At 57.9% G+C, this 14780-nt stretch carries 8 protein-coding genes and 1 pseudogene; 6 read left to right on the top strand and 3 right to left on the bottom strand.

All coding sequences use genetic code 11. From position 1 onward, the window contains the following. The first annotated feature begins 30 nt into the window (after positions 1–30). The 6 genes and pseudogenes from M0D67_RS20500 to M0D67_RS20520 all read left to right on the top strand — a co-directional run bounded on the left by M0D67_RS20500 (position 31) and on the right by M0D67_RS20520 (position 8017). Positions 31–1641 (top strand): TniQ family protein, encoded by a 1611-nt coding sequence (locus M0D67_RS20500; RefSeq protein ID WP_266239524.1) that lies wholly within the window; start codon positions 31–33, stop codon positions 1639–1641. Positions 1642–1816: 175 nt separating this feature from the next. After that, positions 1817–2299, top strand: a pseudogene (locus M0D67_RS42110) (TniQ family protein); the annotation flags it as partial. Between the two features lie 135 nt (positions 2300–2434). Further along, positions 2435–3595, top strand: coding sequence for a hypothetical protein (locus tag M0D67_RS20505; RefSeq protein WP_266239525.1), 1161 nt, complete (start codon positions 2435–2437; stop codon positions 3593–3595). An 890-nt stretch (positions 3596–4485) separates the two neighbouring features. Further along, complete coding sequence (locus M0D67_RS20510) at positions 4486–4902, top strand: YciI family protein (RefSeq protein ID WP_266239526.1); 417 nt, start codon at positions 4486–4488, stop codon at positions 4900–4902. 291 nt (positions 4903–5193) lie between these two features. Next, positions 5194–6312 (top strand): branched-chain amino acid aminotransferase, encoded by a 1119-nt coding sequence (locus tag M0D67_RS20515; protein WP_266239527.1) that lies wholly within the window; start codon positions 5194–5196, stop codon positions 6310–6312. 787 nt (positions 6313–7099) lie between these two features. Beyond that, positions 7100–8017, top strand: a complete 918-nt coding sequence (locus tag M0D67_RS20520; protein WP_266239528.1) for a helix-turn-helix domain-containing protein — start codon at positions 7100–7102, stop codon at positions 8015–8017. A 793-nt stretch (positions 8018–8810) separates the two neighbouring features. Here M0D67_RS20520 and M0D67_RS20525 read toward each other — a convergent pair. The 3 genes from M0D67_RS20525 to M0D67_RS20535 all read right to left on the bottom strand — a co-directional run bounded on the left by M0D67_RS20525 (position 8811) and on the right by M0D67_RS20535 (position 14105). After that, on the bottom strand, positions 8811–12320 hold the full coding sequence (locus M0D67_RS20525) for a pyruvate carboxylase (RefSeq protein ID WP_266239529.1): 3510 nt from the start codon (positions 12318–12320) through the stop codon (positions 8811–8813). A gap of 13 nt (positions 12321–12333) precedes the next feature. After that, positions 12334–13752, bottom strand: coding sequence for an IS66 family transposase (locus M0D67_RS20530; RefSeq protein WP_266239530.1), 1419 nt, complete (start codon positions 13750–13752; stop codon positions 12334–12336). 218 nt (positions 13753–13970) lie between these two features. Further along, positions 13971–14105: a hypothetical protein gene (locus tag M0D67_RS20535; protein ID WP_266239531.1), complete on the bottom strand. Its 135-nt coding sequence runs from the start codon at positions 14103–14105 to the stop codon at positions 13971–13973. Positions 14106–14780: the final 675 nt, after the last annotated feature.

Genomic DNA, 14780 nt, shown 5'->3' on the forward strand with positions numbered 1-14780 from the left:
ACAGCGCCGTCATTTGAAAACGGAGGTTGCGTGTCTGCTCCACCTTTCGGGCTTCCTCGCTATCCCGATGAGATTCTCGGCTCGTGGCTCTCACGGCTCCGGCTTCACAATGGCGACGGTTGGTGGCGTGTCGCCTTGCGCGATGCCGGTCATGGATCGCGCTCGGACGAGAATGTTTTCGACATTCCGGGTCACTCGCCCCGCCTGGCAACGCTCCTCCGCAGCATCGGCGTGGCTGGCGAGGAGCACGCGCTGCTAGATCTCACGACGCTGCCCTACTGGCTCGCTTTTGATGCCGCGCCACCCGAAGTTGGTCAGCTATCCGGTACGACGTTAAATGTCTTGCTTGGCACACGAAAGGAAATTGTGCGAAATGTGGCCGCCATGGCGCGGCGATACAGGGCGCGGGTCGGAATCCGGTTTTGCCCCCGGTGTCTGGATGACGACTTCCGGACGTTTGGCGAGCCTTACTGGCACCGGACGCATCAGTTGCCGAATGTGACATGCTGCCCGGACCATCGCATCCGCCTGAAGAGTTGCTGCCCTCGCTGTGGCCGCGGCTACCTGGCTGACGGAGCCAGTCGCGCTCCTCTACCGAGAATGCAATGCGAATGCGGCTGGAGGCTGAGCCAAGCGCACGCTCCAATCGCCGAAATGGACATCGAGTACAAGTTGGCCTTGGTCAGTCGCGACGCGCTGCTTGCGCGCGCTCCGCTTTGCAGCCGCTCGCAAATGCGCGATTTCTTCCGATCGCGCTTGCAGTCCCGTGAGTTAGCCCGCTTTATTGAGGACGCGTACGGTCAGTCCGCTCTTTCGCGCAGCTTGCCGGATTCGATTCGAGATTCTGATGGCTGGTTATGGCTCCCGCTTTCACATCATTTTTCCCAACTGCGCGCGCCGGACTGCTGCGCGCTGCTTGCCGCGATGGACATCAGTCTTTCGGTCGCCCAACGTTCCGCGGCGGTCCTGGACGAGGTCCAGCGCGAGCGTGAGGATTGCGGCAGGCCGCGTACCGTTCCCTCTGTCGAAAGCGCACGTAGGGCAATGCTGGCGCGCACACGAAACCGTCCAAGTGAGCGCGCGTCAGCAGACGGCCTGAACTATTGGGTGCTGCGCCTGCTCGATGCTGACTGGCTTCGCCGGCATTTTCCGCAAAGCCGTTTTACCTCGGTTCCCTCGGTGCAGACCGACCGCAAATGGATTGCCCGATCCGCCACCGCCGGTATATCGAATGACAGAACAAGGACATATCATTGGCGGTTGATTGCCCAGAGCGTGGCCGGACGGAGGGCGGCTGTGAGAGACTGCACATGGTTTGAAAGCCAGCGTTGTGAGTATTTCAGGTTCCGTACAGATTCCCCTGTGCGTCCGCGCGACCAGACGGTACTCCTGAAGCCGACGATTAGTATGACGGCTGTTGCTCACCACGCCAGGGCATTACGTGTTGCATTACAAACGACACTCGACGACTGGCCCCGCGTGCGGGTGACGGTTGCCAGGCTCGCGCGGCTGGCCAGCATCACACTGCCGATGGCGAAAAATACTCTGATGAGGGACCGCGCGCTCGCATTCGAAGTCCGGTGTGCAAGGAAGACGCGGTCCGATCGCTGCAGGGAAGACGACAATTTGCGGGCCCGATGAAAAGGGAGAGCAACGACACTGATCACGGAACAGACGGGATGTAGATCTGATGGCAGGGCGAGTGCACGGCCTTGATAAAACGACGAGCACGAAGAATATGGCTGGAATCGCGCTGCATCTTTTTTTGCCCTTGCCAGCTACGGCACCATGATTACCAGAACTCAGTGGCAAAACCATGCAACTCCCTTTCACATTGCCGCCGTACCGGGACGAAATTCTCGGATCGTGGCTTCGACGCAATGAATTGCATAACGGAAAAGGCGCGTGGCGTGCCCTGATCCGGAAGACAGGTGCGGGCCCGCTTGACACTAGCGTTTTTGATATACCCGACTTCACGCCGGCGCTCGAGACCTTGGTCAAGGCGCTGGGTGCGCCAAGCTATGATCAGGTGCTCCTTAATCTCACAACTTTACCCTACTGGCTCGCGTTCGACGCTGCACCGCGCGGGAAAGGAACTTTGCCGGGCACGAAGAACTTCCCAATGATCTATGGAGCAAATGGAGCGTTGGTGCACAGTTTTCGCCATTTCAACCAACAGTACCGTTGCCAAGTCGGGATCAGATATTGCCCGGCGTGCCTGACACAAGACATCCGGGTGACCGGCGAGCCTTACTGGCATCGTCTCCATCAGTTACCTAATGTGACGACATGTCCCGAACACCATCTCTGTCTTCTCTCGATGTGTATGCGGTGTGGACGAAGATCTGAGCGAGACGAGAGAGGTCATATCCCTTTGCCCCAGATGGCATGCGTCTGCGGCTGTGATCTGGCTGCAGCCCGAGTTCCAGCCCCGATGGATGATGTCCGTCTAAGGTTGGTCGAAACCAGTCGCGATGCGCTGGCAGCTGGCATTCCCGTGTACGACCGGACGCATGTCCACGCATTTCTTCAAACCAGGACAACACTCGGCGAGCACAAGACAATCGTTGAGCACGCGTATGGTGAATACGCCACAACATTGCGTGTAGCGCAACAGCGTCATGCGACGGATGTTAAATGGGTGTGGTTCCCCGATTACCAGACCATCGGCGGGATGCGCGCGGTGAATGTCTGCGCATTGTTCGCGGCGCTCAATCTCAAATTGCCTCAGCTCAATCGCGAATTGTCTGAACGTCGCCCCTCGACAGCGGTGGCTACCCTGGCAAACAGAAGCCGGAAAGCCGACCGACCTCCTCGACGAGGACGCCCCAGGCCCCCGCCGACTGTGGGCGAGGCGAAGGCTTTCATGTTGCAGCACGCCGGCACACGCCCTGGCGCGCCCCCATCGCGCGGAACGCACATACACTACTGGGTTCTCAGGCTCCTTGATCCGAGCTGGCTGACGCGTCATTTTCCAAGAATCAGGGGTTTGAGTGCCCCGCCGTCGATCAACGCCGACCGTACTTCGATCAGGCGATGCATGGCCGACCACAGCCGCCGCGAGGGAGTACGCACAGACCGGTGGACGCTGCTGATCCAGAGCGCGGCGGGCTTGCGGGCACGCGTGCGGGACCAGACGTGGTTTGACAAACAGTGGACAACATATAACCCCGGCCCGCCTCGTAGCCAGTCTCCCGATTCGACCCGTACGACGGAACCGCGCCCAAGGGAAACTGCGTCCCTACTGACGCAACGCGTGCAGGCGCTCCGCAACGCCTTCCACGCCGTGCTTTTCGAGCAGGGGTATCCCGCCGGACTGACCATCGCTGAACTGGCGGCGCGCGCACAACTTGGTTATAGCAGCGCACGACATACACTACGGTGCGACCCTGAACTTCTTGCGGAGGTGCGGCAGGCAAGATCCACATTGCTGCGACGCCGGGTCATCTGGGCAGTTCGAGAACTCCAGTCACGGAACGATCCGCTGACCGTACAGACCGTTGTGGACATTGCACACTTGCCCTACGGAACATCAGCTAGGGATCTCGTCAGGCGCGTTCTCGCCGAGATGATCGGCAACAGGACTGGTCCGTAAATCCGGGGTCGCGCCCCCTTGCCGGCACAGGCCGGTTTTCGTGATTTTTGCCGTGATAACGGGTGTTATCGCAGCCCCACTATTCCGCGATGAATTTGCTGCCGTTGCGGTGCCCTTTTTAGGACGTCGAAACGCGCATTTGCACGACCGGGACCGACTGCCCAGTCGTTCAAGAACTTTGCATAAAAGAAAATTATCAACAATTGACATGACATGAACGCTCGCGCCTTTTCTGGATTTATCCGACACACATCGACGCGACAGGTAGCGCCAGCCAACGGTTGGTTACCGGGTCAGGAAGTAGTTGACGTTAAGTCGCAGCGGTTCGTCGGGCCGTGCAAGCAACTTTCTTTGGGCAACCATGCGGTTGCAACCGTTTTCAAACGTCCGATGTGTGCGCGTTGCGTCCGCGCTGCACGGCAGTCAAAAGTGTTCTTCGAGTGCGCCACGTGTAACCGCGCCTTCGACCTCACGCCCGCGGATCGACAGCATGAAAGCCACAATGCGTCCGTCTGGCGAGACGGCCGGCGCGCGATCAAGAACTTCGATGAAGTACCTCGACGATAACCGAATCTCTTGGACGGTGGTGTTCTTGGTGGATGGCGATCAGCCTTCGGTCGACGCAAGCAACTTGGCCAGATCGTCGCGATGCAAACCTTGCGCGCGTGTCACGAGTGAGCGCCAGATCTGACCGACCGCGCCACGCGCTGGACCTCCCTACGTTGTCCGTTCCGGCGGATAGCGCGCAACCGCCTCCCTCGTTGAAAATCCGGCGTACTAGGCCCGCAGATCAGCATGTGCATCAGGAAAACCGGCAGGATCGGAGTGGGCACAATCGGAGGAACTGAGGCGGGTTTTCATGGACTCGAGTTTGACGCAGAAACATACCCATGAAGGTCGGGTATGAAACAAGAAGCGACGGACTTCGTGTCCGTTGGGTGAAAAAATTGGCTGGATGGGCGATGGATGTACTACAGGATCCGACGTACCCTTCCAAAACAAGAGAACGGACGATAGGAAAGAGTATGTATTTTGTCGTGCTTTGTGAAGATAAAGAGGCAAGCTTTGAGTTGCGCACTCAAACAAGGCCAGAGCACCTGCTCTACTTGGAACCGCACCTCGACAAGATACTATTCGCTGGACCTTTTTTGCAAAAGGACGGAGACAATTCTATTGGTGGGTTAATTGTAATTGACCTCACGGATTACGACACAGCGCTGTCGTTCGCCAGAAATGATCCTTATGCGATCGCGGGTCTTTTCGCCAGAGTCGAGGTGCGACCTTGGCGGAAGGCAATTCCAGTTTAAAGGAATATTAATTGAAAACGCCAAGAGAAACGCGCGGCATCATCGTAGCGAGCATTAGTCCATAAGGCACGAATATTTTTGGATGTGATCCCCTTCATGCGACTCGAACCGGGCAACCTAGTCGCTACGGGCATTCCGCCTTTAGTGGGCTTTCCCGAACAATTATGAAACCCATCGCATTGAAATAGAGAATTGCGACCAACAGTATTAAAAAATACAACTATACCAATCAACTACTCATAATTGATGATTACACTTCACCATCAGGATAACTAAATTCAGAGGAATCGAATGAATATTTCATCAACCGTAAAAATATATAGAAACCTCGCAAGCCCTATCTTAACTCCATCTGAGTGTCGTGAATGCACCGGAATTAACCCCGTCTTTGGCGCCGTTTTTACCCAGCATATGGTAACGGGGGAATATGACCCAGAGAACGGATGGCATGATTTTCGGGTGGAACCATTGTCGACCTTTAGCATGCATCCGGCGAGTTCCGTACTACATTACGGCCAGGCTATCTTTGAAGGATTGAAAGCTTATGCTCAACCGGACGGGTCGATTGCTGCGTTTCGCCCCGACGTGAACGCCGAGAGGTTTGCCGCGAGCGCGCGCCGTATGGCGATGCCATCTTTACCGTCGGATCTGTTCTTGGAATCTATCCGGCAACTTGTCGAAGTGGATCAGAATTGGGTTCCCAGTGAATTTGGCGAAAGTCTCTATCTTCGACCAACGATGTTCTCGCGAGATGCGCGCCTAACGACGAGGCCGTCGTTGACCTATACCTTCGTCTTAATTGCCTGTCCTGTTGGAACATATTTCCCCAACGGCGTGTCACCCGTTTCCGTCTGGATTTCTGAGGATTATGTTCGGGCAGTAAGGGGAGGTACGGGTGAAGCAAAATGTGCGGGTAACTACGCGGCAAGTTTTCTTGCGCAGCAGGAGGCGATGCAACATGACTGTGATCAGGTAGTGTGGCTGGATGCCATTGATCGCACAACAGTGGAAGAGATGGGAGGGATGAACCTTTATTTTGTTTTAGAGGAAAACGGGAAGAAGAAACTCGTCACACCGATCCCGACAGGCTCTTTACTGAAGGGCGTTACGCGGGCTTCGCTTCTTCAAGTCGCAGATGATCTTGGTTACCCCGTCGAAGAACGCCGCGTAACATTAGAAGAGTGGAAGCTGGGCTGCCAGAAGGGAACAATTGTAGAATCGTTTGCTTGCGGGACAGCGGCCGTTGTTACACCGATTGGAACAGTGAGGTCACGTAGAAACGAATTCCAAGTTGGCGACGGCACCCCGGGAAGTGCGACAATGGAAATTCGCCAGAGGCTGCTCGATATCCAGCATGGCCGTGTCAGCGACACACATGGTTGGCTACGTCAACTTGTGGAACCGCGTTGACCGTGGAACACGTAGCTCTTACATTACGATCCTTAAAGTCACTCCGGTTCTTGTCGGCTCTTTGACATACACCGATCGGCTAGGATACCGATCCAACACCGGCCCCTGGCCGGTGTTGCTGTATGAGGTGTCAATCAACGCCAGTTCGAACTACGTCCCCTTGCAGACAATTCTGTCATTCAGCCCCAAAGCCCTCGTAGTTGTCGATAGTTCATGTTTTGCACGCGAATGTCTATCTAGATAGGTTGCAGACGGCAAAAAAGCTTGACGGGAAAATGTGCTTGTGGTTCGCGTTGATTCTATTCATGATAGACACCTACTAAATGTCCTCAGATTGCTCGCGCAAATCGAGCAATCGCGACACACGAAGATCATTCAACAGTCCTAGGAATATTGTTCTGATCTTTGCCCCGGCCGACACGTTGGAGCGATATCTTCAACAGGCGGACGCCATACGAAGCCTACCGATCAATCCCGCCGGGAGACGAGCTTGGACATCACTCATCCTCTCAAGTTTGACGAGATTGTGCGACGCGCAAACCGCCCGTACTATATCGAATCACAGGACCCATTTTCGAGCCACTCTTCTATTCGGGTGAGGAGACCCACGGCAGCGCATAAGCCTGGGATAGCGAAAATTAGGGACAGCAGATCTCCAATCTATTCTGTCACATCGGATGACCGGGGACCTGTTTGCAAGAGATGGGTTAGCTACGACAGGCACCCATGCTACGAATTTCGCGATTTCCTGCATCTGCAGCAAATTTCTCAAAGACACGAGCATGCCATGCACAAAATTGACGGCGCCAAATGGAAAAGTTACGCGGACTACTTTAAAGTTGCAGCCTATTCCGAATTTCCGCAAGAACATCGTTCTTCGCCTGGCCGGATGCAGTGCAAAATGGTACAGACAGATTTAGGTCCTCACAACTATTGTGATCCGGATGTGCCAGATTTGGTCATTTCGTCGCACCTCGAAATGCTTAATCCAGGGGAAACATCCTGGAACTTTGGCAGTGGCTGGTCCCGTGGCGTTTGGACCCCCGGAAGCATATTTGCCATGCCGCCAAACATTCAAAGCGATTGGAGAGCGGAATGCGCTCGCCGAGCACTATTGCTAATCGTGCCGACTGGGACGCTCAAGCGCGTATTCGGACCGTCGACTCCGGTAGATTTGCAAGAAGCATTTATACCCCTTTCCCAAGACATTTGGTCCGATCCGTTTTTACAATCATTGATGATAAAGCTGTGGGAAGCATCGCAACATTATCGGCATACCGACTATTTGTTAGCCGACGGTCTGCTCATCACAATTCTGAGCGTACTCCTGCAGCGCGCTGGTGTATCCGACCGCCCGGACAAAATCGCACTTTCACCCAGAAAATTGAAGCGAGTTTCTGAGTTTGTTGAAGAGAAAATGCAAGAAAAGATTGATGTTCTCGATATGGCGACAGTCGCTGGTCTTAGTAGCCGCCACTTCGGACGAGCATTTACCCAGGAGGTTGGCGTAACTCCCCATCGTTGGCTTATGCAAAAACGCGTAAACCGTGCTAAAGATCTCCTTCTCAGGTCCGAACTTGATTGTCTTTCGATTGCTGAAAGATGTGGCTTCGCAAGCCAAAGTCATCTGACTGTTGCCATGAAAAAGCAAATTGGAATTACGCCCTCGGAGTGGAGACAACTGAACGCTTCGATTCAAATTTAACCCACCTGCCGATCGTATTTTGACTTGGGGTGGAGGCCGACTGCACGAGCATCGGTTATGAAAAAGTGCATGATTTTTGGGTAGCAAATCCTCTGCGAGATTTCGGGTTCTGGCACAGCGCTGCTCGGGCAATTTTAGTTTCATCACGTGGCACGGGACGATCCGCCTCATAACTTATAGTCGCTCAAAGTTGCAAGCGCAGCGCAGTGTGAGCGGCATTGTCCTTACCCTGCGCGCTCAGGCACAACGCGTCCAAGCGCAGGAGCCAGCGGCAGCCATCGATGAAGGCCTGAAACGGAGGCGGGCGAAAAGTATGCGACCGGTTTCACGCGGAATATGCTATTGCACGCCGGATATGGCGCGCCAATGAGCCACGCCGCTCCTTTCGTTCGACAACTACCGCTTCTTACATCGATCGTGTACTCGACGAGTATCTGGCGCGTCCGCGCCGACTTGCGGCTCGAGACGAAGCTGTGCGTCTGGCCCGCTGCGGCGATGGGACGTGCACGCCGGCCACCAATGAAGCCCTTCGGGCGTGTTCGAGTGCGAAGGACATCAGCTCGACGGTGGCATGATGGTGCTGGTGCCTTTAACGCACAGAGCAGCGGACCTGCGTGATCCACCGACTGTGGATTGTTCTACTGATCGAATCCGTTTCGCGTGCAGCGCTTGGTCACTACCTGAGCTTGCCTCCAATACAACTAGACTTGCGCGTGAGCGACACGGGTGCGGCCAAGCAGCTTTTCGACTGCACACCGCAAGAATGCGGTGCGCAGTCTTCGCTCTTCGTCGATTAGCCCTCCCCCTTCAGCTCGATCAGGAGATCTTTCGCGGCCACACGGTCACCTGCCTGGACATGCACTGCTGCAATCTCACAGTCGCGCTCCGCCGCAATGTGGGTTTCCATTTTCATTGCTTCCAATGCGACCAACGCCGTACCGGCGGCGACCCGCTGCCCCGGCTGTACCGCAACGGTGACGATCGAACCCGGCATGGGCGCGGCGACGTGCAGCGGATTCAACGGGTCGGCTACCGGGCGGCTATGACGCGCCGGTCCCGCTTGGGCCGTAGTGCGCTGCTCGATCAAGGCCGTGCGCGACTGTCCGTTCAGCTCGAACTGAACCTTGATCATGCCGGACTCGCTGTCGGCGTGCTTGCCTTGCAACGCGACGAGCAAGGTTTTGCCCGGCGCGATGTCGATCGCCACCTCCTCCTGCGGTTGCAGTCCATAGAGGAAAGCTGGTGTCGGCAGCACCGAGGTATCGCTATAGGTCTGCAAGTGCGCGAAGTAATCGCTCGTCTGCTTCGGGTACATGAGGTAGGAAGCCAGTTGCTGGTCGTCCAGTTCGTGTTCGCAGTCAGCCTTGCCCTGCGCACGCGCTGCTTCCAGATCGACCGCCGCAAGCGCGTCGCCAGGCCGGTAACGCGCAGGCGGCTCGCCCCTCAGCACCTTGCGTGACAGTTCCACCGGAAAGCCGTCGGGCGGGAAGCCGAGCTCCCCCTTGAACAGCGAGACAACGGACTCGGGAAACGCGACTTCCTTGGCGGGATCGCACACGTCGGCGGCGCTTAGATCGTTGGCCACCATCATCAACGCCATGTCACCGACCACCTTGGAAGTCGGCGTCACCTTCACAATGTCGCCGAACATCCGGTTGACATCGGCATACGCGCGCGACACCTCGGTCCAGCGATGTTCGATGCCGAGCGAGCGCGCCTGTTCACGCAGGTTCGTGTACTGGCCGCCGGGCATCTCGTGGCGATAGACATCGGCCGTGCCGGCACGGATCTCCGATTCGAACGGCGCGTAGTAGCGGCGCACGCCTTCCCAGTACATCGAGGCTTCATGCAAGCGCTCGAGACTCAGCCCCGGATCACGCTCGCTGCCCGCGAGCGCCGCTGCGATGCTCGACAGGTTCGGTTGCGACGTCAGGCCGCTCATCGCGTCGAGCGCGCCGTCCACCGCATCGCAGCCGGCGTTGATCGCGGCCAGCGCCGAGGCCGCCGAAATGCCGCTGGTGTCGTGCGTATGGAAATGCACGGGCAAGCCGGTTTCTTCCTTGAGCGCTTTCACGAGCTCAGCGGCGGCCTGCGGGCGGCAGATACCCGCCATGTCCTTGATGCCGAGGATGTTCACGCCCGCCTGTTGCAGCTCGCGCGCGATACCCACGTAGTAGTTCAGGTTGTACTTCGAGCGGGAGCCGTCGAAGAGATCGCCTGTGTAGCAGATCGCCCCTTCGCAAAGCGCACCGCTTTCGCGCACCGCGTCGATTGCCACGCGCATGTTGCGCACCCAATTCAGCGAATCGAAGACGCGGAACAGATCGACGCCGCCGCTTGCGGCCTGCTGGACAAAGAACCGTACGACGTTATCCGCATAGTTCGTATAGCCCACTGCGTTCGAGCCGCGCAGCAGCATCTGGAATAGCACGTTGGGCACCCGCTCGCGCAGCTGCGCCAGTCGTTCCCATGGGTCTTCCTTCAGGAAGCGCAGCGCCACGTCGAAGGTCGCGCCGCCCCAGCATTCGAGCGAGAAGAGCTGCGACAGCTCGCGGGCGTAGAACGGCGCGATCGGCAACATATCGGCCGTACGCATGCGCGTTGCGAACAGCGACTGGTGCGCGTCGCGCATCGTCGTGTCGGTGAGCAGAACCTGCTTCTGGTCCAGCATCCAGCTTGCGAACTTTTCCGGGCCGAGTTCGCGCTGGAGATCGCGCGTGCCCTTGGGCAGCGCAGTTGCGGTGTCGACGGCCGGCACCACCGGCTTGCCCAACGGCAACCCGGGCAGTGTGCGGCCGCTCATCTCAGGATGCCCGTTCACGCTCACGTCGCCCAGATAGCTCAACAGCTTCGTCGCACGATCCCGCCGCTTCGTGAATGCGAGCAGTTCCGGCGTCAGGTCGATGAAACGCGTCGTGACATCGCCTCGCCCGAAGGCGGGATGATTGACGACGTTTTCGAGGAACTGCAGGTTCGACGCGATACCGCGAATCCGGAACTCACGCAGCGCCCGATCCATCCGTCGGATCGACTCGGCAGCGGTCGGCGCCCACGTGGTCACCTTGACCAGCAGTGAGTCGTAATACGGCGTGATCACCGCGCCGCCATAGGCAGTGCCGGCGTCGAGCCGAACACCGAATCCCGCCGCGCTGCGGTAAGCGGTGAGCCTGCCGTAGTCCGGCAAGAAGCCGTTCTCGGGATCTTCGGTCGTGATCCGGCATTGCAGCGCGTGGCCGTTGAGCGGAATGTCCGGCTGCGCCGGCACGCCCGCCGCGCGCACGCTGACGACACCGCGCTCGTCGAGCGTGTCTTCGATCATGCCGATCCTGCCGCCTTCCGTGATACGGATCTGCGCCTTGACGATATCGACCCCGGTGATCATCTCGGTGACCGTGTGCTCGACCTGGATGCGCGGGTTCACTTCGATAAAGTAGAACTGGCCGGAGTCGGCATCCATCAGGAACTCGACCGTGCCGGCATGGGTGTACCCCACCGCGCGCATCAACCGGAGCGCCGAATCGCAGAGCAGCACGCGGCCAGCGTCATCGAGGTAGGGTGCGGGCGCACGCTCCACCACTTTCTGGTTGCGCCGCTGCACCGTGCAGTCGCGCTCATGGAGATGCACGAGATCGCCATGCATATCGCCGAGTATCTGCACCTCGACGTGGCGCGCGTTGCGCACCAGCTTCTCCACATACACTTCGTCGTTGCCGAACGCCGCCAGCGCTTCGCGCCGGGCTGCGACGAGCGCGGATTCGAGATCGCCCTCGCTCTCCAGAACTCGCATCCCTCTTCCGCCCCCGCCCCAACTCGCCTTGAGCATCAGCGGGTAGCCGATTCCGGCTGCGAGGCGCATGCATTCCTGCAGGTCGTGGGGTAATGGCGGGGTTGCCGGCATCACCGGCACACCGGCCGCGACAGCCGCGTTGCGGGCCGCCACCTTGTTGCCAAGCATGCGCATGACCTCAGGCGATGGACCGATCCAGCGGATTCCGGCATCGATGACCGCCTGCGCGAAATCGGGATTCTCGGAGAGAAAGCCATAACCGGGGTGGATCGCGTCGACCTTCGCCTGCCTCGCGATACGCAGGATGTCGTCGATGTCGAGATAGGCGGCGAGCGGCTTTTTGCCTTCACCGACCAGATAGCTCTCGTCCGCCTTGAAGCGATGCAGAGCGAGACGATCCTCTTTCGAATAGATGGCGATCGTGCGGATGTTCATCTCCGCGGCGGCACGCATGACGCGAATGGAGATTTCCGAGCGATTGGCTATCAGCAGAGATCTGATCTGAGGATTATTCATTGTCTGTAGGTAACTATTCAGCGGCAGCCAGAGGCGAAACGACGAATCCGGCAAAGCTCAAGGCCAGCGCATCGATTAGCGAACGGTTCTGTTTGCGCAAGGTGGCGAGGTAGGAGCGGATCGTGCAGAACGCCTCCATGCCCGAGATCGCACGGAAGCACCCCGAGATTTTCTGCTTGAGTTTGGGCATGCGGATATCGCGTTCGGCCTGATTGTTGTCGAACGGTACACGGTGATCTGCAACGAAACGCCACACCTCGCGCGCATGTCTCTGAAGGCGTCCGAGCAGGTTGTAGGTAAAGCTTTGCCGGATTCTGCCGCGCAGTTCCTTGCGCGTGGGCTCATGTGCCTGCTGCGGATTGAGCCTGCGCGCCTGGGCGATCAGTGTCCGACTGCGCCGCGTGTAATAGCGTTGGCGCGATTGACCCAGCGCTGTGTTGCCTGAAGCCAGACTGAGGTCGACCTCGCGCTTTGCCTGGCAAAGCAGATCAATCATCTGCTGAGCCCAGGGTTGCTGGGTGGACTCCAGTACGAACACCAGTTCGCGCAGATGATGGGCATTGCACAGCGCATGTTCACACTCATACTGCGCGTAGGCTGCCCAGCCGTCATGCACGGCGATTCCCGCAAAGCCGGGCAGAATGCCGAAGCTGTCCAGCGCCTCGCGACCGCGCCTGTTGTGTGCGCCATACCAGGTCAGCGCGCGCGTCGAGGCGCTATGCAGCCAGTGAGTCTTGCGTCCCACGCGCATGCAACTCTCGTCGAAATGCACCACCGGTTGCTCACGCAGCGCGTGGCTGATCTGTTTGACCGCCGGCGCCAGCAACCGGGCGGCCTGGTCAATGCTGTGCTGCACGGTACCCGTACTCACACGCAGACCGAACAGGTCTTCCAGCGCCTGGGCCGTGCGCGCAACCGGCAACTGCTGGTATTGCGTCAGATAGACCGCAGCGGCGCGGATCTGGGGACCATACTGCACCGCCTGGCTCACGTCCTCGGGAAATACGCCCGAATGATGCTTGCCGCAGCGGCACTGTGCGATCTGGACGCGATGCTCGGTCACCTCAAAGCGCGTGGGCGGCAGATCGATCACCTGACGGCCCTCGGCAAGCACGGTGATCAGGGCGGATTCGATCCTCTGTCCACAGGCGTCGCATATCGGTGCCACCGGGTGAATCTCAATGTGATCAGGCTGGGCCACGCGTTTAAGCGTCTTGCCCTTGTGCCCCGGTTGCGCGCCAGGCTTTGCCCCGCTCGTGCCACGCAATGACTTCGGCTTGCGCTGCGGACCATCGCTTGACGGCGGCTTGCTGGAGTTATGACTGTCCTTCTCAAGCTTTGCCTCAAGCTCGTTCAGCCGCCTCACCAGATCAACGATGAGTGCGTCCTTCTGCTCCGGCGTCAGGTCCTTGATGTCAGGCATCTTCGTCATGTCCTTCACTATGCACAGCCTGGTCGCAGTTTACAAGCGCTGAATAGTTACGTCTGTAGAGCGAAACAGTCGAGGAGCGCAGCCATAGCTGCGCATCTTGCACGGCATGCCTAAGAATGGCGCGATGCGCCAGCGGGGTCATCAGGCCCATCAGGCGTAGTGCAAACGAGCGACACCCTCCGGCGCGAACGGGAGGTGCACTGCTGGCGACCGCAGATTCAGGCGACGTCGGTGCAGAGGTAGTGCGAATCCATCCAGTCGTAGCCCGATCTGCCGTTTGCCCAGGCCCAGTTAGTCCGGCCATGGTTTGCCACGGTGTCGGGACGATCGTCTGTCGCCAGGTTGGTTTCCATCCTACCCCCGTCTTCCGGGGACTCGACGTGTCGCGTCTCCGGTCCATTTTGTCCGTCATTAGTCATCGCTGGATTTCCCGGTTGAAAAAGCCGACTGCAGCAAAATACCGCTGTCTGGCCACTTATATTGCAAAGAGCGGGCCAAGGCAGCGCCAGATACCTAGATCATTGATTTAACAAAGCAATATTTTTGGGCGGCGCAACGCCACGCTCAAAAATGAAATATAAGTTTCATTTTTGGGATCGCACGTGCATGCGCCAGTCGCCAACGCCGAACGCAGGCGCGCGCAAAGAAGCGAAAGTAAGAGAAGCGTCCTGAAAATTGCTGACAAAGTCATCGCTGACGAGAGCACGCGTTCGGAAAGACGCAGAGTGGCAATCCTTTTCATCCCGCGCGTCCGAGTTCCGATCAATCACGCGGCTCATCGTTCTGATTGAACTTCAGGCAGGCGAATGGAAGCAATTCACACCGACATCTCCTTTCCGATTGTTAGCCAGCGGGTATTTGGAGAGGCCGTGCCATGGTTCGCATCGGAAATTCAAGTTCAACGCGCTTGACGCTCTTTCCGCGCTTCAGCAAGTCACGTTTAAAGAACTCGAGATCCATTCGAGTGCCTGCGACGGCGGTTGTCAACGTACTTGTCGCGTCACTTCATGCGGACTGCTTTAGTTCTT

The sequence above is a fragment of the Paraburkholderia sp. SECH4 genome (genome assembly GCF_030511745.1).
GTDB lineage: Bacteria > Pseudomonadota > Gammaproteobacteria > Burkholderiales > Burkholderiaceae > Paraburkholderia > Paraburkholderia madseniana.

Coding starts and splice junctions, on each gene's coding strand:
- M0D67_RS20505 (WP_266239525.1), top strand. CDS start 2,435: ATGGATGATGTCCGTCTAAGGTTGGTCGAAACCAGTCGCGATGCGCTG.
- M0D67_RS20510 (WP_266239526.1), top strand. CDS start 4,486: ATGAAGGTCGGGTATGAAACAAGAAGCGACGGACTTCGTGTCCGTTGG.
- M0D67_RS20515 (WP_266239527.1), top strand. CDS start 5,194: ATGAATATTTCATCAACCGTAAAAATATATAGAAACCTCGCAAGCCCT.
- M0D67_RS20520 (WP_266239528.1), top strand. CDS start 7,100: ATGCACAAAATTGACGGCGCCAAATGGAAAAGTTACGCGGACTACTTT.
- M0D67_RS20525 (WP_266239529.1), bottom strand. CDS start 12,320: ATGAATAATCCTCAGATCAGATCTCTGCTGATAGCCAATCGCTCGGAA.
- M0D67_RS20530 (WP_266239530.1), bottom strand. CDS start 13,752: ATGACGAAGATGCCTGACATCAAGGACCTGACGCCGGAGCAGAAGGAC.
- M0D67_RS20535 (WP_266239531.1), bottom strand. CDS start 14,105: ATGGAAACCAACCTGGCGACAGACGATCGTCCCGACACCGTGGCAAAC.